This is a genomic window from Sphingobium quisquiliarum P25, assembly GCF_000445065.1.
Classification (GTDB): Bacteria; Pseudomonadota; Alphaproteobacteria; order Sphingomonadales; family Sphingomonadaceae; genus Sphingobium; species Sphingobium quisquiliarum.
Window position 1 is genome coordinate 1 of sequence record NZ_ATHO01000110.1, and the last position, 22,223, is coordinate 22,223.

At 63.3% G+C, this 22,223-nt stretch carries 16 protein-coding genes; 14 read left to right on the top strand and 2 right to left on the bottom strand.

Annotation, left to right across the window (positions count from 1 at the left end; translation table 11 throughout):
- The 8 genes from L288_RS34525 to L288_RS34560 all read left to right on the top strand — a co-directional run.
- Positions 1–4,572 (top strand): VCBS domain-containing protein (locus tag L288_RS34525; RefSeq protein ID WP_021238791.1); only part of this gene is annotated, 4,572 nt, incomplete at its 5' end.
- Positions 4,573–4,641: 69 nt separating this feature from the next.
- Positions 4,642–5,337, top strand: coding sequence for an OmpA family protein (locus L288_RS34530; protein ID WP_021238792.1), 696 nt, complete (start codon positions 4,642–4,644; stop codon positions 5,335–5,337).
- A 14-nt stretch (positions 5,338–5,351) separates the two neighbouring features.
- Positions 5,352–6,746, top strand: coding sequence for a TolC family protein (locus tag L288_RS34535; RefSeq protein WP_021238793.1), 1,395 nt, complete (start codon positions 5,352–5,354; stop codon positions 6,744–6,746).
- Positions 6,747–6,799: 53 nt separating this feature from the next.
- Entirely contained in the window at positions 6,800–8,956 is a 2,157-nt protein-coding gene (locus L288_RS34540; RefSeq protein ID WP_021238794.1) for a type I secretion system permease/ATPase, read from the top strand.
- Between the two features lie 98 nt (positions 8,957–9,054).
- On the top strand, positions 9,055–10,002 hold the full coding sequence (locus tag L288_RS34545; protein WP_041208374.1) for a cell wall hydrolase: 948 nt from the start codon (positions 9,055–9,057) through the stop codon (positions 10,000–10,002).
- A complete protein-coding gene (locus tag L288_RS34550; protein ID WP_031304526.1) occupies positions 9,999–11,273 on the top strand; it encodes an HlyD family type I secretion periplasmic adaptor subunit in 1,275 nt (424 codons plus the stop codon). Before L288_RS34545 ends, L288_RS34550 begins: the two co-directional genes overlap by 4 nt.
- A gap of 35 nt (positions 11,274–11,308) precedes the next feature.
- The gene (locus L288_RS34555; protein ID WP_021238797.1) at positions 11,309–11,686 is read left to right on the top strand and encodes a hypothetical protein; all 378 of its coding nucleotides are present in this window, start codon (positions 11,309–11,311) and stop codon (positions 11,684–11,686) included.
- A 213-nt stretch (positions 11,687–11,899) separates the two neighbouring features.
- The gene (locus L288_RS34560; protein WP_021238798.1) at positions 11,900–12,634 is read left to right on the top strand and encodes an SDR family oxidoreductase; all 735 of its coding nucleotides are present in this window, start codon (positions 11,900–11,902) and stop codon (positions 12,632–12,634) included.
- A 73-nt stretch (positions 12,635–12,707) separates the two neighbouring features.
- On the opposite strand, the gene L288_RS34565 is transcribed toward L288_RS34560, so the two are convergent.
- Positions 12,708–13,679 carry an AraC family transcriptional regulator gene (locus tag L288_RS34565; RefSeq protein ID WP_021238799.1) on the bottom strand — a complete coding sequence of 324 codons (972 nt, stop codon included), beginning with the start codon at positions 13,677–13,679 and terminating at the stop codon, positions 12,708–12,710.
- A 47-nt stretch (positions 13,680–13,726) separates the two neighbouring features.
- Here L288_RS34565 and L288_RS34570 point away from each other — a divergent pair, with 47 nt between their 5' ends.
- The gene (locus tag L288_RS34570; protein ID WP_152522084.1) at positions 13,727–14,845 is read left to right on the top strand and encodes an aromatic ring-hydroxylating dioxygenase subunit alpha; all 1,119 of its coding nucleotides are present in this window, start codon (positions 13,727–13,729) and stop codon (positions 14,843–14,845) included.
- Positions 14,846–15,027: 182 nt separating this feature from the next.
- On the opposite strand, the gene L288_RS34575 is transcribed toward L288_RS34570, so the two are convergent.
- Positions 15,028–17,415, bottom strand: coding sequence for a TonB-dependent receptor (locus L288_RS34575; RefSeq protein WP_021238801.1), 2,388 nt, complete (start codon positions 17,413–17,415; stop codon positions 15,028–15,030).
- Between the two features lie 778 nt (positions 17,416–18,193).
- On the opposite strand from L288_RS34575, the gene L288_RS34580 reads away from it, so the two are divergent.
- The 5 genes from L288_RS34580 to L288_RS34600 are packed head-to-tail and all read left to right on the top strand — an operon-like array spanning position 18,194 to position 22,213.
- Positions 18,194–19,276 (top strand): putative urea ABC transporter substrate-binding protein, encoded by a 1,083-nt coding sequence (locus L288_RS34580; RefSeq protein ID WP_021238802.1) that lies wholly within the window; start codon positions 18,194–18,196, stop codon positions 19,274–19,276.
- 37 nt (positions 19,277–19,313) lie between these two features.
- Positions 19,314–20,129 carry an ABC transporter permease gene (locus tag L288_RS34585; protein WP_021238803.1) on the top strand — a complete coding sequence of 272 codons (816 nt, stop codon included), beginning with the start codon at positions 19,314–19,316 and terminating at the stop codon, positions 20,127–20,129.
- A complete protein-coding gene (locus L288_RS34590; RefSeq protein ID WP_021238804.1) occupies positions 20,126–20,926 on the top strand; it encodes an ABC transporter ATP-binding protein in 801 nt (266 codons plus the stop codon). Before L288_RS34585 ends, L288_RS34590 begins: the two co-directional genes overlap by 4 nt.
- Positions 20,919–21,392, top strand: a complete 474-nt coding sequence (locus L288_RS34595) for a CopG family ribbon-helix-helix protein (RefSeq protein ID WP_021238805.1) — start codon at positions 20,919–20,921, stop codon at positions 21,390–21,392. Before L288_RS34590 ends, L288_RS34595 begins: the two co-directional genes overlap by 8 nt.
- The gene (locus tag L288_RS34600) at positions 21,389–22,213 is read left to right on the top strand and encodes an urea amidolyase associated protein UAAP1 (RefSeq protein ID WP_021238806.1); all 825 of its coding nucleotides are present in this window, start codon (positions 21,389–21,391) and stop codon (positions 22,211–22,213) included. The genes L288_RS34595 and L288_RS34600 overlap by 4 nt, the downstream gene beginning before the upstream one ends.
- Positions 22,214–22,223 lie beyond the last annotated feature (10 nt).

Sequence of the window (22,223 nt, forward strand, 5' to 3'; positions counted from 1 at the left end):
GACGATGCGCCGCGCGCTTTGGCGGACAGCGATGGCGTGAGCGAGGATGGTCCGCTGGTGGCGGACGGCAATGTGCTGACGGGCATCGGCGGCAGCGACGCCAACGGCAGCGACGGCGTGGCGGACGTGCAGGGCGCGGATGGTGCGGCTATATCCAGCGCCGGTACGTTCAAGGGTGTCTATGGCACGCTGACGCTGGAGGCCAGCGGGCTCTACAGCTACAGGCTCGACAATGAAAATCCCTTGGTCCAGACGCTCAGCCCCGGCGAGACGCTGACCGACAGTTTCAGCTACTCCATCACTGATGGTGATGGAGATGTGTCGTCGTCCACCCTCACCATCACCATATCGGGATCGGACGACGGCGTAGGGATCAGCGGCCTTGATGGCGAAGGCGCCGAAGTCCTTGTGTCGGAAGCCCATCTGGCGGATGGGTCAGCCCCCGATGCAGCGGCGCTCACCCGTACGGGCAGCTTCAGCATATCCACCCCCGACGGGCTGGCGGCGGCGAGCGTGGAAGGGGTTTCCATCTTCGCGGGCGGCGCGTTCAAGGCCGCTGCGATCGTCACGGCGGAAGGCACGCTGCGCATCACCGGATTCACGCCCGTGACGGGCCCTGATGGCTCGGTGACCGGCGGCAGCTTTGCCTACAGCTATGAACTCACCGGCAACAGCCTCGCCCATGGCCAGCCGGGGACGGATAGCATCCTTCAATCCTTCACCGTCACCGTCACCGATGGCGACGGGTCGGCCGATAGCGCCTCGCTCGACGTCCGCATCAGCGACGACATCCCCGATGCGCGCGACGATAGCGCGGTCATTTCAGGCTCTGCCACAAGTGTCGCGGTCGATGTCAGCGGCAATGACGTGAGCGGAGCGGATGGGCTGGGCAGCGTGACCTTTGCCAGCACAGCGGGCATCTATGGCGATCTTGTCTCGCAGCCTGACGGAAGCCGGCATTATGTTCTGAACGCAGCCGGGCTCGCCAAGATCGCGGCGCTCGCTCCTGGTGCGAGCGTGATCGACAGCTTCGCCTATAGCCTGACCGATGGCGATGGCGACAAGGATAGTGCCACGCTGACCATCAGCCTGGTGGGAGCTGATGACCCGGTCAGTGTGACTGGCCTGACCGCTGGTGGCGATGTCGTTGTTGACGAGGATGACCTGATCGCAGGAACGGACGGCGACAAGGAACCGCTGACGCAGACAGGAGATTTCACCATCTCCGCTCCCGATGGGGTGGATAGCCTATTGATCGACGGCCATGCAGTAATTTCGGCTGGCGTTTTTTCGCAGGTCAGTTTCATTTCGCCGCTTGGGAACAGGCTGGAGATCACCGGCTATGACCCGGTGAATGGTAAGGTCAGCTATAGCTACACGCTGCTGGGAGCAGAACAGCATCCGGCGGGCGGGGGCGAGAATGCCCTGATCGAAACCTTCCCGATCATTCTGACCGATACCGACGGGGATTCCAGCCCGGCAAATCTTGAGGTCAAGATCATCGACGATGTGCCGGTGGCGGCACCGGAAACCGCAGGGGTGGCTGTTGGAGCGACCAGCTTCAACATAGGCCTGATCCTCGATTTCTCCGGCAGCATCGACAAGGGCGAACTGAATGTCATGTTGAGCGCCGTCAAGGGCGCGATGGGGGACCTGTTCGCCACGTCCACTGTGACGGTGAGCCTCACGGTCTTTTCGAACGAGGCGATGAGCTTTGGACCTTTCACCAGCTATGCGGCGTTGGAGGCGCAGATCGACGCCCTCAATCCCACGGCTGGCGGCACCCGTCCCTATAATGGCGGGACGAACTATAGCGCCGCGATCACCGAAGCGATGGAAAGCTTCGCGCCTGATCCCAGCGCGAACAATCAGATATTCTTCCTGAGTGACGGCAATCCCAATCAACATACCGGAACCGGCGGCCATTCGTTGGCCGATGCCGTGGCCAGTGTGTGGGAGAGCTTCGTCGCTGACAATGACATCACGATCAGCACGGTGGGCGTGGGGGCAGAGGTCAATAGCCCGCGCCTTCAGGACGTCGACGTCGACGGGGAAGGAGCCCCTATTCTGGTCGATGACTTCGCTGCGCTGGTGGATGCGTTGGGAGAGATTGTCGGCAACCTGGGCGCTTCGGGCAATCTGCTGGCCAATGATCATCTGGGCGCGGACGGCGGCCGTTTACTGTCGATCACGGTTGATGGCGTAGTCTACACTTGGGACGGCGCCAGTTCGATCATCAAGTCGGGCGCGGCGAGCGGCGTGATCAGCGGGCACCAGTTGTTGATCGATACCAGCGCGGGTGGACGTTTGACGCTCGATTTCGCATCGGGTGCGTGGACCTATGCACGCCCGAATGGCGGCGAGGCGGCCGACGAGCGATTTGATTACAGCATCATCGACAATGACGGGGACAAAGCTCAGTCTTCCCTGACTCTCACGGCTCAGCCCGACAGTGCGCCAGTGACGGCGGCGGTTTTTGCGACGCTCGATGAGGATGGGCTGCCTGGCGGTACGGCAGGCGGCACCGGGGATTATACTGGTGCATCTGGCGAGGCGCAGGTCAGCGGAACGCTGGGGATCGCTTATGGCGCGGATGGTCCCGGCCTCTATGGTCCGGGAGGCACCGGTACGGTCAGTTTCGCGGCCATGCACAATCTGACCGCAGTCGTGGGCGTCGAAACCGTGCGCTACAGCTGGGCGGGCGCGACCCATACCTTGTCCGCGATCGTGGACGGCGGAGCGCGGGCCGGAACGACCTTGTTTGAAGTCCAGATCACTGATGCGTTGACCGGAGCCTATAAGGCTACCCTTGTGAACAACGTCCTTCATGCCGGGGGAGCGGACGAGAATGATGCCGGTCCGGTCAACCTCACCTATCGCGTGGGAGATGGAAACGGCACGGTGTCGGCCGGTGTGCTCACTCTGACGATAGATGACGACACGCCTTCGCTCGGTTCGATCCAGAACGGCTTTGCCAGTTCCAATGCAAATGCGGCCGCGGCCGTGGGAGTGCTGCATCTCCATGCGGGTCCTGACGGGACGGGCGCGGTGACGGATGTGACGATCCTGTCGAGCGACATGCAATCGGGAAGCAGGCCTATCCTAGGTCAACTGGAAGGCAACATCTTCACTGCTTACCGGGACAGCAACAACAACGGGCTGTTGGAAGTCAGCGAGAAATCAGCCTCAAATTCTGTCTTCACGCTGAAGATCGATCCCGCAGGGGGTTCGTCAGGGCTCTACACTTTCGATCTGACGCGAGCGATCAACAATCCCGATACGGGCGCGACCGTGACCTTTGCGGTCACGCTGACCGATGGAGATGGCGATGCGGTCACTGGGAACTTCTCCGTCAATGTGAAGCAGGGGAATACGCCTTCCAGCCCGGTTGCGCCCGTCGTCTTCGACCTTGATGGGGATGGAATTTCGTTTCTGTCATCATCCGCGGGCGTCCTCCACGATTATTATGGGACGGGCGCGGTGCCGACAGCGTGGATATCGCCAGCAGACGGGTTATTGGCGCGCTGGAGCGGCGGGCGCTTCGACATCGTCTTTTCAGATGATGCGCCGGGCGCCGTTTCGGATCTCGATGGCGTCCGCCTTGCCTATGACAGCAATGGCGACGGTGTATTGAACGCGGCAGACAGCAGCTATGCGACCTTGGGCATCTGGCAGGATGCCAACAGCAACGGCCTGGTCGATGCGGGGGAATATCAGGCTTTGGCCACGCGGGGGATCGTCAGCATCGGCCTGGTTACGTCTGGGCCCGGCTTTAGCGCTGCGAACGGCGATGTCGACGTGACAGGCACGGCCAGCTTCGTGCGGAGCGATGGCACCGCGGGCATGTTGGCCGACGCCATTTTCGCGACCGGCCGCGCCGCCAGTCTTTTCCAGCAGGAGCGCCACTCTTTCACCAGCCAGAACCAGGCTCTTGTAGCAGCCGGATTGGTGGCTGTGTCGGGTGTTGGGGTTGTGGGCGAGGAGGGGTCTGCGCCTGTTCTTGCGGCGGAGGCAGCGATCGTAGCGGAGCCTGTTCAGGCGGGCATGGCGGCTTTGGAGCCGGTCGAGGTGGAGGAGGGGCGCGCAGCGCCGCTGGCTCCTGCCGGGGACCGGAGTGAGCATATCGAGCCGTCCGTGCCACAGCGGGGTCATGGCGGGGAGGAGGCTGTAGTGGATCATGCCAGCCTTGGGGATGGTGATGACGCGGCGGCGGCTTCGCCGGATGGGCCTGAGGCGCCGCAGCCTGATCTGGGGGACCATGGGGGATTGCTGGCGCAGTCGGTCGAGTTGCCCGGATTTGACGGCACTGCGGCGGTGCTGGCGGCGGCGGCGCAGGAGACTGGGCCTGGGCAGGTGGTGCAAGTGGTGGGCGAGGCGCTGGGCACGGCGGCGGGGCCGGACATCGACGCGCTGCTGGCGGCATTGCCGGGCGGGGATCATGCCCCGGCGCCGCTGCTGTTCAACGTCCTTGCCGTCGAGCCGGTGGTGGATGCCGGGCACATGGCGGCTGCGGCTGCGGTGTTCGATGCGGCGCTGGCGGCGCATGAGGCGGTGGCGGCCGCGCATGGCTGAGCATCCTGGTCAGCGGGATCTTGCGGTTGGAATTTGGGGGAGAGGATGATGCGGAACGGGTTGAGGAGCATGCTGTGCTTCGGCCTTGCGGCGGGGATGGTTCCGGCGGGAGCCTGGGCGGCGGCGGCGTCACCGCTGTTGCAGCTTGGCAAGGCGGAACTAAAGAGTGAACTCGAAGGCAGATACGACATGGTGGTAAAAGCCGTGGGCGATGCGGGGCTGCGGGCAGCGCGGGACAGCCGCTGGACCTGGGCGGTGGAGGCGAAGAACCAGTGCGGCATCGCGCTTGGCTTCCTGAAATCGGGTACGAAGGATGCGGAGAGCATCAGCAAATGCGACGCATTTGCAGCACGCCTGTCAGCGCCGCCGCTATCCGACGGGGCATCGGCCGTGGTTGCGGCGTCAGCACCGGCGGCGCTGGACTGCACCGCGCCCGCGGTATCGGTCTTCTTCGACTGGAACATGGACGCGCCCGTCCCGGAGGGGGCAGCGGCGATCGGGCAGGTCGGGCAGTCGGCGGCACAGTGCGGCTGGAGGCGCTTTGGCATCACCGGCTATACCGACACGTCAGGGGGCACGGGCTATAATGACGGTCTGTCGCTGCGGCGGGCGCGCAATGTCGCCGCGCTGCTGAGCCAGAGCGGCATCGCCGCGGAGGCGATGAGCGTCAGCGGCCTGGGCGAGACGCAGCTCAAGATCGAGACGGCCGACAATGTGCGCGAACCGATGAACCGCCGTGTCGAGATCACGGCCAGCGCGAACTGAAGGGGAGAGGCATCATGACAATCATGCGCAAGAGTTGCGGCAGCCTGATGGCCCTGTGCGCGGCGGCGATGGGGCCGAGCGGCTGGGCCCAGACGACGGACCTTAAGAGCGCGATCGCGGCGGCGATCGACAGCCATCCCGAGATAAACCAGGCGATCCAGAACAAGGAAGCGATCGAGTTCGAGCGCGAGCAGGCCAGGGGATTGGACCTGCCGCGGATCAGCGTGGAGGGATCAGCGGGCATCCGGCGGCTGGAGAACAACACCCGCCGCACGCTCGGCATCGGCGACCAGACGCTCTATCCGCTGGAGGCGAGCGTGCTGGCCGAAGAGACGCTGTTCGATTCAGGCTATCGCAGCGCGGAGAAGCGGCGGCAGGCGGCGCGGATCGACGGGGCGGCGCTGCGCGTGGGCGAGCGTTCGCAGTTCGTGGCGCTCAACGTCGCGCGGCAATATCTGGACTATATGCTCCAGCAGCGGGTCGTGGCGGCGGCGGAGGACAATATCGCCTTCCACCGCAAGTTGCTGGGCGACCTTGGCGAGGGCGTGTCGAAGGGGTCGATCAGCATCGCCGACCAGCAGCAGGCCGAGGAGCGGCTGCAATCCGCGCTGGTGCGCAAGAGCGAGGCGGAGCAGGACCTGACCAATGCGGCGATCAGCTTCCGCACGCTGACGGGGCTGTCGATCGATCAGGTGGCGATGCCCGATCCGGTGACGGGCGCGGTGCCGCCGACGCTGGAGGAGGCGATCGCGAGCGCGCGCACCCATAATCCGCTGATCCGGGAGGCGGAGGCCGATATCCAGGCCGCCCATGCGGTCGTGGACGAGGCGGAATCGGAACTGGGTCCCAAGGTGACGCTGGAAGGGCGGGGACGCATCGGCGAGGATGTGGACGGCTTCCGGGGGAGCACCAATGACGTGCAGGGCCGGGTGGTGCTGCGCTGGCAGTTGTTCAACGGCGGCATCAACCGGGCGAAGGTGCAGGAGATGACCCGCCGCGCGAGCGAGGCGCGCTTTCGCCTGAGCCAGCGCCAGCGCGAGGCGGAGGAGGATGTCCGCACAGCGTGGAACCGGTGGGACACGGAAAAGAAGCGGCTGACCGACCTGTCGCGGCAGGCGGCCGTTTCGGACTCGCTTTTGATCTCCTATCGCGAGCAGTTCAATGTCGGGCGGCGATCGCTGCTCGACGTGCTCGACAGCCAGAACACCCGGTTCAACACGCAGGTGCGGACGGAAACGGCGCGCTTCTCGGAGATTTTCGCGCAATATCAGATATTGGCGGCGGCCAACCGGCTGCTCGACACGCTGGGGATCGCGCCGCCATCGGGCGCTAACCCCTATGCGCGCCAGAAATATGACGTGCCTGACCTTCCGCCCGCCGAATTGCAGCGGCGGCGCTATCCGGGCTGAGCTTCCCTCTTTTAAGGCCGCTCCGGCAGGGCCGGGGCGGCGCAGGGCCGACAATGCTGGAACGAAGCACATTGAGCCTGTCCGAATGGCTGGACCGCCAGGGCATGGCGGGGGACGAGCTGAGCCAATGCATCGCCCATGTGGCGCGGCACTTCGGGCGTGCGCCGGGGATCGTGGCGCTGCGGGCGGGGCTTGCCGTCGATGAATCCGGGCGGCTGCCCTTTCATCAGGCGGAATCCGCGCTCGACCAGATCGGCCTGCTGAGCGATCCGGTGCGCGGGCGGCTGGACAAGTGGCGGCCGGGCAACCTGCCCGCCATCCTGCCCTTGGCGGGCGGGCGCTTCCTGCTGCTGCTCGACATCCGGGAGGGGGACGCGCTGGTGCAGCTCCCTCATGCGAGCGAGCCCATATGGACGCCCCTTGGCGGCCTGGAGCCCGTCTTCACCGGCGAGGCGCTGGCGGTGATGGCCGACCATGGCCGCGAGCGGGCGGAGGAACGGCCCTGGGACGAGCGGGCGCGGCAGCACTGGTTCTGGCGGGAGGTGTGGCGGGCGCGGGGCGCCTTTGGCTATGTGATGCTGGCGGCGGGGATCATCAACCTTCTGGCTTTCGCGCTGCCGCTGTTCACGATGAACGTCTATGACCGGATCATCCCGAACAAGGCGGCGTCGAGCCTGTGGGTGCTGGGCGCGGGCGTCATGCTGGCGTTCGCGCTCGACTTCGCGCTGCGGCTCGCGCGGGCGCGGCTGGTGGACGAGGCGGGGCGGGAGATTGACGAGCGGCTGTCGCAGCGCCTGTTCGAGAAGGTGATGAACGTGCCGCTGGCTAGCCGGGCGGGGAGCACGGGGGCGCTGGCGCGGCGGGTGTCGGAATTTGAAAGCGTCCGCGAGTTCTTCACCTCGACCACCGTGGTGCTGGTGGTGGACATCGCCTTCCTGTTTCTGTTCGTGGGGGTCATCGCGCTGCTGGGCGGCTGGCTGGCGGCGGTGCCGGTGGTGATGATCGGCGTCATGGGGACAGCCGGCTTCTTCCTGCAACGTTCGATGGCCGGCCTGTCGCGGGACGCGCAGGCGGACGCGAGCTTGCAGAGCGCCGCGCTGGTGGAGGCGATCGGCGGTATCGAGACGCTGAAAGCCTGCCGGGCGGAAGGGCGGATGCTGGAGCGCTGGCGGCGCTATGCGCGGATGAGCGCCATGACGCAGGAGAAGCTGCGGCGGCTGAGTTCGGCAAGCGTGACCCTGGCGTCGCTGTGCCAGCAGGTGACGAGCATCGCGCTGGTGATCGGCGGTTTCTATATGTTCGCGGCTGGCGAGATCTCGATGGGGGCGATCATCGCCATCGTCATGCTGGCGGGCCGGTCGCTCGCGCCGGTGGGGCAGCTTGCCTTCGTGATCGTGCGGGCGCGCCAGGCGCTGACCACGCTCGCCAGCCTCCAGACGCTGATCGACCAGCCGGACGAGCGGCTGGACGGTGCGCGCGGCATCATCCCCAAGGTCCGCAAGGGCGCGATCGCCGCGCGGGCGCTGGCGTTCAGCTATCCGGGCGCGACGCAGCCGAGCCTGAAGGGCATCGACCTGCGGATCGAACCGGGCGAGCGGATCGGCATCATCGGGCGCGTGGCGTCGGGCAAGTCGACGCTGGGGCGGGTGCTGTGCGGCCTTTATCCGCCCAGCGGCGGCATGCTGGCCATCGACGATGTGGACAGCCGCCAATATCATCCGCACGAACTGCGTTCCGCCTTCCGCTATGTGGGGCAGGACGCAGAGCTGTTCAGCGGGTCGGTGCGGGAAAATCTGCTGCTGGGCGCGCGGGACGCGGATGACGCACGGCTGCTGGAGGCGCTGGAGCGTTCGGGCGCGTCGCGCTTCTTCGGGCGGGACGCGGCGGGGTTCGACCTGCATATCGGCGAGCGGGGCAGCCGCCTTTCCGGGGGGCAGCGCAGCTTCCTGGTGCTGGCGCGGGCGCTGGTCGAACCGGCGAGGCTGCTGTTCCTGGACGAGCCCACCGGGGCGATGGACAATCAGACGGAAAATCTGTTCGTCGATCATCTGGCAAAGGCGCTCGACCCGGATCAGACGCTGATCGTTTCGACCCACCGCCATGCGCTGCTGCGCATCGTCGAGCGGCTGATCGTGATCGACCAGGGGATGGTGATCGCCGACGGGCCGCGCGACGAGATTATCGGGCAGTCGCAGAAGGGGGCGGCGTGATGGGCGCGATGGAACCCGTCCCTATGGACAATCGGGCGGGAAGATGGGGCGCTGCGATCTTGTGCGCAGGCGTTGGAGCGGCGGTTCTTGCAACTGCGATGCTCTGGCCCCAGGCGCCCCGGCGGCCCGCCGTGCAGGCGAAGGTGGCGGAAGCGCCCGCGGCGATCCCCCGCCAATATCTGGCGCTGGCCGCCATGACGGAGCAGGCGGGGCCGGTGGCGCAAGGGGCAAGGGCGCGGGAGGAGAATGAGCGCCTTGGCTTTGCGGGCGGCGCGGTTCCGGCGGCCAGACCCTTCCACGCGCTGGCGCAGGCGGGCGAGGATCATGCCCGCGCGCTGCAATGCCTGACCCAGGCCATCTATTATGAAGCGGCCACCGAGCCGGAAAGCGGGCAGCGGGCAGTGGCGCAGGTGGTGCTCAACCGCGTGCGCCATCCCGCCTTCGCCAAAACGGTGTGCGGCGTCGTCTACCAGCGCTTCGACGCTTCGGTGTGCCAGTTCAGCTTCGTGTGCGACGGATCGCTGGCGCGGCGGCCGGTGGCGTCCCTCTGGAACCGGGCGCGGCGGATCGCGGCCGGGGCGCTGGCGGGCGCGGTGGAGCGGAGCGTGGGCACCGCGACCCATTATCATGCCGATTATGTGTTCCCCGGCTGGGCGCCGCATCTGGCGAAGCTGGCCAGGATCGGCGCGCATATCTTCTACCGCTGGCCCGGCGTCTGGGGCCTGCCGCCCGCCTTCACCGGCCGCTATGCGGGCGGGGAGCATGTGCCTGCCTTCGATCCTGCGAGCGTGACGGCGGCGGCGCGGCCGGAGATCGATTATCCGCCCATAGCCGCGCTGCCCGAACGGCGGGCCGCCAACGATCTGGGCGGGCGGATGGACCCGGCCAAGGGGTGGACGCTGTCCATCCCGGACCCGCCGCGCGATGGCGGCGCGCTTGGCCGCATGCTCGCGGCGCAGGAAAGGGGCAAGGACGAGGTGGGGGAAAGGACCGGGACGGTCGCTCTGGCGGCCGGTGATCATGCCATGGGAGAGGGCCAGCCATGATGAGGCGCTGGATCGGCTGGCTGCGGGGGCAGCCGGGCAACAGGCAGGTCATCCTCTATAGCGGGGGCGGCATGGTGGCGTTCCTGCTGTGGGCGAGCCTCGCCCCGGTGGACGAGGTGACCCATGGCCAGGGCCGGGTGATCCCGTCCAGCAAGGCGCAGGTCATCCAGTCGGCCGAGCCCGCGACGATCGAGGAGATCCTCGTCCGCTCGGGGCAGAAGGTCGGCAAGGGGCAGTTGCTGGTGCGCCTGGACGATGCGCTGCTGGCGTCGGAACTGGGGCAGTTGCAGGCGGAGACCCGCTCGCTCACCGCGCGCGCCGGGCGGCTGGAGCAGGAAGGCACGGGCACGGGCGCGGTCTGCGCCACGGGCGGGCCTGAATGCCAGCAGGAACGGGCGCTGGCCGCAGTCCGCCAGTCGGCGCTGCGCAGCAAGCAGGACGCCTTGTCCGCCCAGGTGGACCAGCGCCGCCGCGAACTGGGCGAGGCGCAGGCGACGATCGACAGCCTCACCGGCAGCGTGCAGCTGGCGCGCCAGCGGGTCGGGATGCTGGAGCCGCTGGCCGCCAAGGCGATCATCCCGCAGACCGAACTGCTTGATGCCAGGCGCGACCTGGTCGACGCTCAGGGCCGCCTCAACGCCGCCCAGCAGCAGGCCTCCCGCGCGTCCGCCGCGATCCGCGAGGCGCAGGCGCAACTGTCCGAGGCCCATTACCAGTTCCGTCAGGACGCGCTCAACGAACGCAGCCAGCTCGAAGCGAAGATCGCGGTCAACAGCGAATCCCTGCGCGGTGCGAAGGGCCGGGCGCAGCGCGCCGAAATCCGTTCCCCGGTGGACGGCGTGGTCAATGACGTGCAGGTGACCACCATCGGCGGGTTCGTCACCGCCGGGCAGAAGATCATGCAGATCGTCCCCATCGGCGACAAGCTGCTGGTCGAAGCACGGGTCAAGCCCAACGACATCGCATTCATCAAGACCGGCGACCGCGCGGTCGTGAAGGTCACCGCCTACGACTTCTCCATCTATGGCGGCCTCACCGGCACCGTGCAGCAGGTCTCCGCCGACAGCGTCTATGACGAAACCACGCGCGAAGCCTATTTTACCGTCATCGTCGAAACAGACCGCGCCTGGCTCGGATCAGCCACACGCAAACTCCCCATCACTCCGGGCATGATATGTGATGTCGAAATCCTCACAGGACAAAAATCCGTCCTCGCATACCTCCTCAAACCCATCATCAAAGCAAGAGAAGAAGCTCTGAGAGAACGGTGATTTTATGTGATAGGTAATTCCGGGGGAGAACTGAGATGAAAACACAGTCAAGGGGCTTTATCCAGCTCATAGGGCAAGATGATCTTTTTACGGCCTGCATCAGCCATTTACTGGAAGAGAGCGGGTTTGAGCTATGCGACTATGTGAAGCAAGTGGATGATTTCCAGGAAGTGAACAGGCCCTTTTTAGAGGGAATAACTGTAATATTAACCGGCAATGAAGTTGACAGCGGCATAATAGCTAATATCGGCAAGGCTTATCCAAAATCATCTGTAATTATAATGACAGATGCCCCGAGGGAGTCTTACGCTTATTGGCAGCATGTGGTGTGTGTTGAGAACAGCGTCACAGTGGATGGGTTAGTCGAAACGATTGATAAGTCGCAGCCGGTAAGGCCTCTGGCAGGTTGCTGAGATCCATTTGCCGCTGACGCACCCATTTCACAATGGCTTCTCAAGGAAGGCCGCGGTGCCCCATGGCCAAATGCAGTTGTTGTGCCTCCGGGCATAAGCGATTGCGATACCATTCATGCCGACATCTGATTTTCCGCTGCCGGGGCGGACGGCTATCATTTGGGGCCTAAGATGCGTCTCCAATGGGCGAGCGCGGCATGAGCGGGAGCGGAGATGAAGGCGGACAGTCTGGCGGGAAAGCATGTCGTCGTCGTAGGCGGGAGCCAGGGCATCGGGCTGGCGGTAGCGCGGCTGGCGGGCGATTGCGGCGCGCGGGTCACGATCATGGCGCGTAATCCGGGCCGGCTTGCCGAGGCCAAGGCAATGATCGGCGGCAGCGCGGCCGCCGTCTGCGACATCGCCGACGAGGCTTCGGTCGCCGCCGCCTTTGCCGATGTTCCTGAAATCGACCATCTCGTCGTCACCGCAGGCACTTTCGGGGTGGAAGGGCCGAAGCGATCCTTCGTCGAAGCGCTGCGCGAAGATCTGGAGCAGGTCGTAAGCGTGCGGATCTGGGGGCATTTCAACGTCGTACGCGGCGCGCGGGCTAAACTGGCCGAGCGCGCGACGATCACGCTGTTTTCGGGCGCCGCCGCATGGCGTCCTGTGCCAGCGCTGGGCGAGGCGGCGAGCACCATGGCTGGGATGGACAGCTTCGCCCGCAATCTGACGGTCGAACTGGCGCCGGTCCGCGTGAATGTGATCGCGCCGGGCCCTGTCCAGTCTCCGGCGCTCGCGCGTCATTCGGGCCCTGCTTATGAGAAGATGCTGGCCCATTTGGCCTCCACCTTGCCAAGCCGTTACGTCCCGACGACCGGGGATATTGCCGACGCGGTGCTGTTTGCGATGCGCAATCCCGCGCTGGCGGGCGCGGTTCTCCATGTCGATGGCGGCGCGACGCTGGTCTGACGCGGTACGCTGGCGCGGCTTGCTTCGATAATCAGGAGGATAAATGCCATGTTGTTCGAGCGGGTGGATCGCGTCATCGCTGTGGTGGATGATATCGACAAACTGCCGCGTGGCGCATCCGGTAACGGCTGGGACTTTCGCCCGCGACGGCGGTGAATATGCGAGCGAAGGTGCGCGCGCTCGAATAGCCGAGGCTTTCCGCCACATCCTCCACCGACCGCCTCGTCCTTTTCAGGATGTCCTTTGCGATGTCCACGCGCAATCTGGTCAAATAGGCGAACGGCGTTTCGCCTATGGTGCTACGGAAATGTTCCGCCAGCTTGGACCGTGAGCAGCAGCCGGCCGCGGCAAGCGTGCCCAGATGCCAGCGCCGCCCCGGATGATCGTGCATTGCGCGCAACACTTTCGAGACGATCGGATCGTTCAGCCCCTTCAGCCAGCCACTTTCGTGCGGTGTTTCGGCCAGCCATGTCCTCAGCGCAGCGGTAAGCAGCAGTTCGATGATCCTGAGGGAAATGGCTTCATAGCCGAAAACATGCCGCTGCCGCTCAATGGCGATGAAATCAGCGGTCGCCGCCAGCCACGGGCGAATGGCCGGATCGAGTCGACGAAAGACCATCAGGGCAGGCAAGTGGGCAAGCAGTTGATCGGAACCGGGCCGATCGAACATGATCAGCCCGGATGTCATCACCAATGCAGGCGGCGCGGTTCCGATTTTGAGCAACAACGGCTCGCTCAAGCCATTGTCATGCGACCATATCGGCAGATTATCGCGTTTCAGAATATCCTGGATGCCGGAGATCACTGGATCTTCCCCCATGGCGATGCGATGCGGCAAGCCATGGGGAAGCAGAACCAGATCGCCTGCACCCACATGATGGCTTTCGCCTTGCGCCGAAACCCAGCCTTGCCCCTTGGTTACATAGTGAAAAAGCGAGCCGCCGCTGGAGGCGAGATCGACTCCAGAGTCTTCGCCAAGACGGGTTTCGGCAAGGAGGGGCGCCGCCGCGCGGAGACCGCAGAGAATTGAAGCGACCAGATCCATCTGGACTGATTGTACCAAGTTTAAAACTATGAGGCCATTCTAATCCAGTGATCAGCGGGATACAGATCTTATCAGAACTTATAATTGCTGGGAGAGATGCGATGTACCCGTTGGGTGAGGCTCAAAAGCCATGGCCTGAAAACCAGTGGTATATCGCCGCCACGACCCAGGAGGTCGGGCCCGGCACATTGCTCGGCCGCCGCCTGCTCGGAAAGAGGGTCGTTCTCTTTCGCGACACGGCGGGAAAGGCGCATGCCTTGTCTGGCCTGTGTCCGCACCGGATGATGCCGATGGAGCTTGGCAAGCATCTGGGCGACCTCATCGAATGCGCCTATCACGGGCTCGTCTTCGACAGGAACGGTGCCTGCGCCGCTGCCCCCACCTCTCGCAGCGTGCCCGGCTGCTCTCTCACGCGATATCCGCTGGCCGAGACAGGGCCGCTGCTGTGGATCTGGATGGGCGATCCAGACATGGCCGACAGTGTGCCGCTACCCAGGACCGACTTCGTGGGGATCGGCGTGCCCGGCTGGCGGGTGGACGTGGCGGGCTATTTCCATCTCAAGGCGCGCTATACTCTGCTTGTCGACAATCTTTTCGATCTCAGCCACCTCAGTTACATTCACGCCAGTATTGTTGGGGATCCAAAAAATAATACGCTGCCCTTGGAAGAAGCCGCCTTCGTCGAGGATGACGGCCGCACCTTCTTCCAGCGCGTCAGGGACGATTTTTCATCGCAAGACGATTATCACCGGTTTCTCGACCCGCGCATGGGTGAAAGAATGTGCGCGGGTTTCCAGACAGAGATGATCGCGCCCGGACTGATCAGGGCCGGAGACGTACATTGGTGCGGCCCGGACAGGCGGACCGCGCCGGTCGGTTACAGCAACTTCAATCACGCTTTTACCCCGGAAAGTGAACATTCCACCCATTATTGGACTTTTCTTTCCAGGAATTACGATACTAGCAATGACATGACGAGCGCGCGCCAGGTCGAACAGAATAATGCCGTGGTGGCGCAGGATATCGATGCGCTTGAAGCGATCGAAACTGCGTTGCAACAGGGAAACCTGCCGCCCGAGATTTCCATGAAACAGGATTTGGGCGGAATGCGCGCGCGGCTGCGCCTGATCCAGATGATCAACAGAGAAGCGGCTGCCCAAGCGTGAATCGCGACTGGTGCGGGTGCTGCTTGAACAGGTGAGCGGCGCTTGCCGAGATGGTACTTCCGTCAGGATGCTTCGGCGCGGAATTTCCAGTTCGCGCCGTCCGGTTGTAAGTCTTTGCCCTTCCAACTGACGGCCGGAACGGGGCGCGATCCTTCTGGAAAGCGCCCCACCATTTGGCCGGATCAATATTTGAATCGGGCTTCGATGCCGAAGGTTCGTGGATTGATGACTGTACGTTTATAGTAGCGCAGCACCACGCCATCATTGAGGCCGACGCGAGAACGGTCATTGGCAACCGACGCGACGGCATATTTGTCGAAGATATTGTTGGCGAACAATCCGATACTGTATTTGTCCGTTTCATACCCCAGCGATGCGCGATGCAGGACATAGCCGGGCAGTTTGTCGCCGAAGGCGCGGTCCCAGCCGAGCCGCGTTACCACATTTCCGCGGTAGGTGGCGGTCCAGTTGCCGACGATGCTGCCGTCGCCGAACGGATGAGAGTAGGTCGCGCCCAGGCTGCCGCTGTTCTTGGCCGAACCGGGCAGGCGATCGCCCGAAAGCGCGTCCAACTGGACGGGAACGCTGGGATAAGTGCCAGCCGGATCGTTCACGGCGATGACGGCGGGCACATCCTGGGTCAACTTGGCATTGACGTAGGAATAGGTTCCCTGGATCGATAATCCCGGCAAGGGCCGTAGCTGGAACGAAGTTTCGAACCCTTCGGACTTCGCCTTGCCGCCATTCACCGTAATGCCGACAATGCCGTTCAACGTCGCGGAATCCACTTGGATGCCGTCCCATTTGATCTGGAAGACGTTGAAGTTGAACGTCAGCTTGCGATCGAAGAACTGGGTGCGAATGCCGATTTCCGCATTCTTGGTGGTATCCGGGCCATATTGGAGTTCATTCGGCAGGCCGCAGACATTTTGCGCTGGTGGCGGCTTCAATATGGGTGGGCAAGGCGCGACGGAGTTTGGGCCGCCAATGCGATACCCCTTACTGTACGTCGCATAGAGCATGACGTCCGGCGTGAAGTTGTAGGAAGTGTTGAACTTCCATACCGTCCCGCTCTTCTTCGCACTGCCGCCTGCCGCTTCAGCATCATAGGGGCTGAGCGGATCGCCCAGCAACGGGGTCACGGCCCGCCCCCTGATGTTCGATTTATATTGAAACCAGCGGGCACCAGCAGTCACCTGCCACTCCGGCGTGACGTGGAACGTGCCTTCGCCGAAGATCGCCTTTTCAGTGATTTTCGAACTTGTGTAGGAGGCGTATTCAATCTCTTCGGGATTGGTCGCCAGGTCGACCCAGGGATGGCCCGGAATAATCTCATGATAGTCGTTTTGCAGCTTCTGTTCGTTATAGAAGCCGCCTATCACCCAGTTGAAGGGGCCGCCATGGCGTGAAACGAAGCGTACTTCCTGGTTGAACTGCTTTCGGCTGTTGACGCTTTCATTATAGCTCGAAAAGGCGGGAAAGGTTTCGTAACCATAGTCGAGATCGAGCAACAGGTCGGTATTGTCCAATGTTCGGACATTACGCACATTGGTATAGGCGGTCGTCGCAACAAGATCGGCGAAGTCGGCGATGTTCGCATTGACCTCCATACTGCCAAGATGTGCGCGGCGGTTCACTGGTTCCAGATAGCGCGCGCCATTTTCATAGCGGCCGGTCCCCAGCACTCCATTGCTGTTATACTGGCCGCCATCGGTCTTCGTCCGCTGGAAGGCGTAGGTGAAGTTGACCGACAAATCCGGGTTGAATTCGACCAGCAACTGGTTGCGGGTGGTGAATGTCTTTTCGAAATTCACGTCCTTGCGGGCGGCGAGGTTCGCCGCATAGTCAGCATCCGTTACGCCGCCGGGGCCGCTGGGCTGCGGAAAGGACACGCCCGGTTCCTGGAGCAGAAGCGGAGAATCGATGAAGCCGGGATCATAATAATAGCCGGTGGCCGAACGGAAGGCGACATGATCCCGGATGATCGGGATGTTGATGACGCCGTCCAGCTGGAACCCGGCTTTGCCACTATGATCCTTTCCATAGAGACGGCCATGCACTTCGCCGCCGATGGCCGTCAGGTCAGGGCGATTGGGTATGTTGCGGATCGCGCCAGCGAGCGTGCCGAGGCCGTAGAGCGTGCCCTGCGGCCCAAGCAATGTTTCGACCCGCGCGATGTCCAAAAGCTTGAAGTCATAATAGAGAGGAACCTCGCCTAAATAGACGCCAAGAGCGTCGTCATAGGAAAGACCTGTCGAATCAGTGTCGGAAGCATTGAGACCACGAAGTACGATCGTTCCGGTCGATCCGGGCCCGGTGTCCGAAATCGTCATACCGGGCGTAAAGTCCGCTAGATCACGGACATCGTCGATCCGCTGCCTGGACAATTGCTCTGCACCGATGGCAGTGATGTTGATCGGTACGTCCTGAATTGTGACTTCCCGGCGAGTGCCGGTCACGATGATCTCGTTGGCGTCACCATCTTGTGTGGCACCTTGCGCGATAGCCGGAGTGGTTCCGGCGCCCATCAATATGGTCGCGCCTAACAGCGTGTTCCGAAACAATTTCATAGTCACTCCGACCCCCTTGCGGTTGAGCCTTTAAGTGACATCCCTCCCATTGGCGCTCTGGCCGGACCGGCGCCTTGTCAGATTGCTTGTTGGCCTGTCGGCTCTGATATTCATGGCGCAGCCGCTTTTCCCGGCGGACGTGCTGGAACAAGTGTTGCCGTGCTGACCTGTTCTTCGATCATTTCGCGAATCTATCGGCAGGCCTGCCATGCTCAAAGAACCGGCGAGCATCACGGGCGGCATGTCATCCGCCATTATTGCGCTGCTGGCCTGAATTCGATCCACTTGCCCTCGCTTCAATTGTCGTACTTCGGACTTCAACCTTCCCGCTTCGGCATTTCGGCCTACAATCACTGACACGGTATGGATATTACCTAACGCGTCAAGCGTAATATTTTTGCGCCTGCTCAGTATGAGCGAAATCTATATTGCGGTGCGTAAAAATGGCTTGTTTAGGGCCTTTTCGATTTTACCCCTTCGGATTTTCCGAGCCATGTTCGGCTATGCTGCCGTCCCACCGCCGAAGGTGTCCCGGCCGATTCGCGAATGAGTCTGCTCTTCCGAATCGTTGTTCATGGGCATCGCGGAAAACCAAGTATATCGGGCGTTCATGAAGTAAGCTGACCGTGCTGCAACGGGCACCGGACTCCAAGTGAGCTCAGGTGTTTGCGGTCGCAGCACCTGCTCAACATTATTACTTTTTTTTGGGCTTGTAATATTCCTCCCAAGGCAGCAGGATCAGTCATGACGATGTTGCACTGCGAAAGGGGATCGAATCATGGTCAGGCTGATCAGCAAGGCAGGCAGGGTCGCACTATTTGCCAGCGCATTGTTGCTCGCATCCTGTTCGCAAGGGCCGGACCCGAAGGCAGAGCAGCGAAACGAGTTCAATATCGGCTGGTCGATCTATGCCGGATGGATGCCCTGGCCCTATGCCCAGCAGGCGGGCATCGTGAAGAAATGGGCCGACAAATACGGGATCAAGATCAATGTCGTTCAGGTGAACGACTATGTGGAATCGATCAACCAATATACGGCGGGCAAGTTTGACGGGGTGACCGTCACCAACATGGACGCGCTCACCATACCCGCTGCTGGCGGCAAGGACAGCAGCGCCATCATCGTGGGCGATTATTCCAACGGCAACGACGGCATATTGCTGAAGGGCGCGAACCAGTTGCGCGCGATCAAAGGTCAGCAGGTCTATCTCGTCGAACTGTCCGTTTCCCACTATCTGCTGGCGCGGGGCCTAGAGACCGCAGGCCTCAAGCCTACCGATGTCAAAACCGTGAATACATCCGATGCCGATATCGTCGGCGCGTTCGGCAGCCCGCAGGCCAAGGCCGTGGTCGCCTGGAATCCGCAGCTTTCCGTCATGAAGGCTCAGCCGGGGGTAAGCGAAGTCTTCAGCTCCGCCCAGATTCCAGGTGAGATACTCGACCTTCTGGTCGTCGATACTGCAACGCTCAAGGCCAATCCCAATCTGGGCAAGGCGCTGACGGCAATCTGGTATGAGACTGTCGCCCTGATGCAGCGGCAGGACGCCCAGGGGAAGGCGGCGCGCGCGGCGATGGCGAAGCTGGCCGGGGCGACTCCCGAAAGTTTCGAAAACCAGTTGTCGACCACGCATCTCTATACTGATCCCAAGGCCGCGGTGACTGCCACATCCGCTCCAGCGCTGGTCAAGACGATGACGCAGGTGCGCGATTTCAGCTTTTCCAAGGGGCTGTTCAAAGGCGCGTCGTCGGCCGATGCCGTAGGTATTGCCTTTCCGGGCGGCAAGACGCTGGGTGATCCGCAGAGGGTGACGCTGCGGTTCGATGAAAGCTTCATGAAACTGGCTGCGGACGGAAAGCTCTGAACCAGTTCGTTTCGATCTTGTCGAAAGTGATGTGACGATGCGTTGGGTGAACCGACATGCTCGCCGAGGCGACCGCATCTTCCTGGGTGCGCTGCCGATCCTGTTGCTGGTCCTGCTCTACCTGTTTCTGGCGGCGCAGCGCCATGCGGCCAATCCGATGGATAAGATTCTGCCGCTGCCTGGCAGCATGGCAGACGCCATGTCGGTGCTGCTTTTTCAGAAAGACCAGCTCAGCGGCCAGTTCGTCTTCTGGGCCGACACGCTGGCCAGTCTCCAGCGGCTTGGCATCGGGCTTGGTATTGCGACGTTGTCGGCACTGGCTGTCGGCCTGGTGCTGGGCGTCCTTCCGCCGGTGCGTGCCACCTTTGGCCCGCTGGTGACGGCGATTGCGGTCATCCCGCCCATCGCCCTGCTGCCGATATTGTTCATTGCCTTGGGTCTGGGAGAGACCGCGAAGGTGGCGCTGATCGTCATCGGCGTCGCGCCGGTCATGATGCGCGACATCGCGGCCTATGTCGCAGGCCTGCCGCGTGAGCAGATCGTCAAGGCGCAGACGCTGGGCGCAAGCTCATGGCAGATCATGATCCGGGTCGCACTGCCGCAGGCGATGCCACGGCTGCTGCATGCCATGCGCCTGTCGCTGGGCCCTGCCTGGGTATTCCTGATCTCGGCCGAAGCGATCGCGTCCGACGTCGGCCTTGGCTACCGGATCTTCCTGGTCCGCCGGTATCTGGCGATGGATGTGATCATCCCCTATGTCGCCTGGATCGCAATCCTCGCGATCCTCATGGATGCAGCGCTTACCGTTGCCAGTCGACGGCTATACCCCTGGGCACATGGAGCAAGCCATTGAGCGCGCTCCTTTCCCTCCGCGACATCTGGGTCGAATATGGCGACAAGATCGTGCTCGAAAGGGTCGACCTTGATATCGAAGCCGGTTCCTTCGTCTCGATCGTCGGCCCTTCCGGCGCGGGAAAGAGCAGCCTTCTGCGCGTCGTCCTGGGGCAGGAAGTGCCCACCAGGGGGACCATATTGCTTGACGGAGAAAGGCTGAAGCCCGAATGCGGGCCCGACCGCGGCGTCGTGTTCCAGCGCTATTCGGTATTCCCGCACCTTTCGGCGCTGCAAAACACGATATTCGGCCTTGAATGCGCCAAGGCGCCCCTGACGGCGCGGCTGTTTGGCGGCGCGCGCCGGAGGGCGATGGCGGAGGCGGAAGAGATGTTGCGGGCGGTTGGACTTGGCGACGCCCTCCACCTCTATCCAGCGCAGATGTCCGGTGGCATGCAGCAGCGGCTTGCCATCGCCCAGGCGCTGATCAAGCGTCCGCGCATCCTGCTGCTGGACGAGCCGTTCGGCGCGCTGGACCCCGGCATCCGGGCGGACATGCACGCGCTGATCATGCGGTTGTGGCGAGACTATTCGCTGACGATCATCATGGTGACGCACGACATCAGGGAAGCGTTCACCCTGGGCACGCGGGTGCTCGCGCTCGACAAGCGCCGTCACGACCCGCACGCCCCCCACCGGTTCGGCGCCACCGCGGTCTATGATCTTCCGCTGCGCCGCCGCGCCGATCCGGCGCCCAGCGAAGAAGCGGCCGCCGAGACCAGCCAGCAGAATGATGAGGAGGAGGTTGGAAATGGCTAGCGACAGCGGAAGCCTGGCCAGGCTCAGCATGAGCCTGTCGAGCGATCTGTTCCGTCAGCTCGACGCCATGGTGGAGGAACGCGGGTTGCCCTCGCGCTCGCAGCTTATTGCCGAGCTGATTCGTCATGCGCTGGCCGAGCATGAGGCCCTTACCCGTCCCGACGAGATGCTCGCGGGCACGATCACCATGGTCTACCGGGGCGATCGGGGACGGGTGCGGCATCAACTCGCCCAAACCCAGGCCGATTATCTCAAGGAGGTGATCTCCTCCCAGCATGTGTTCCTGGAAGGGGACCAGTCGCTTGAGGTCCTGCTGGTCCAGGGCCCCGCATATCTGCTGAAGGAATTATGCGACGCGCTGCGCAGGGTACGCGGCGTCCAGCAACTCCAGCTTGTCACGACCACCGCGCTGCTTCCGCCGCTTTATGAGCAGGAAGAAGGCGGCTCCAAGGGAAATGCCGCATGACCGAGACGCTCGCCAATCCATCTGCCGCCCGCGATCATGCCCGCGCCATGGCGGGGCGGGTGGTCGAAGCCATGCCGGTGCTGCCCCCGGTGGCGGACGACCTTCCGGCCGATGTGGCCGCGACCGACCTGCTGTGGGAAGAAACGATCGCGGCAGGCGGCTATGCCTCCCGGCTGCTGCCGCGCGGATCGCGCCTGCGCCTGATCGACCTTGCGGGCGACGCCTGCGCCTCGATCCTGCTGTTCAACGCCGAAATGCCGACCGAGCGGCTGAATGTTGCTGACACGGTGAAGGTGCAGTGGAACGCTTATCTGGGACAGGGCAAGCTGCTCCTTTCGGACATGGGCCGCGTTCTCATGAGCATTCTGGAAGACGGCGCGGGCACGCACGACACCTTCTGCGGGACGTCCAACGCAGCGACGAATGCCGCGAAATATGGCTCTGGAGCCAATAGCGGGCCTTGCCCCAACGGGCGCGACCGCTTTCTGCTCGGTGCGGCCAAGCATGGCCTTCAGCGGCGGGACGTCCACCCCTGCGTCACTTTCTTCAAGGGCGCGAAGATCGAGGCCGATGGCGCGATCACGCCGATGATCGGGCCCTTTCCTCCGCAGCGAAGCATCGTGGTGCGGGCGGAGATGGACGTGATCATGGTCATTGCCAACTGCCCGCACGTCCTGGACCCCAGGGAGGCATATACGGTCACTCCGCTGCGCGCGACCGCCTGGCGCGGGCCCGTGACGGCTGAGGACGACCCGATCCGCAACGCGACGCCAGAGGGGCTGCGCGCCTTCCAGAACGTCGATGACTATTACCGCCGATAGGAAGGAACAG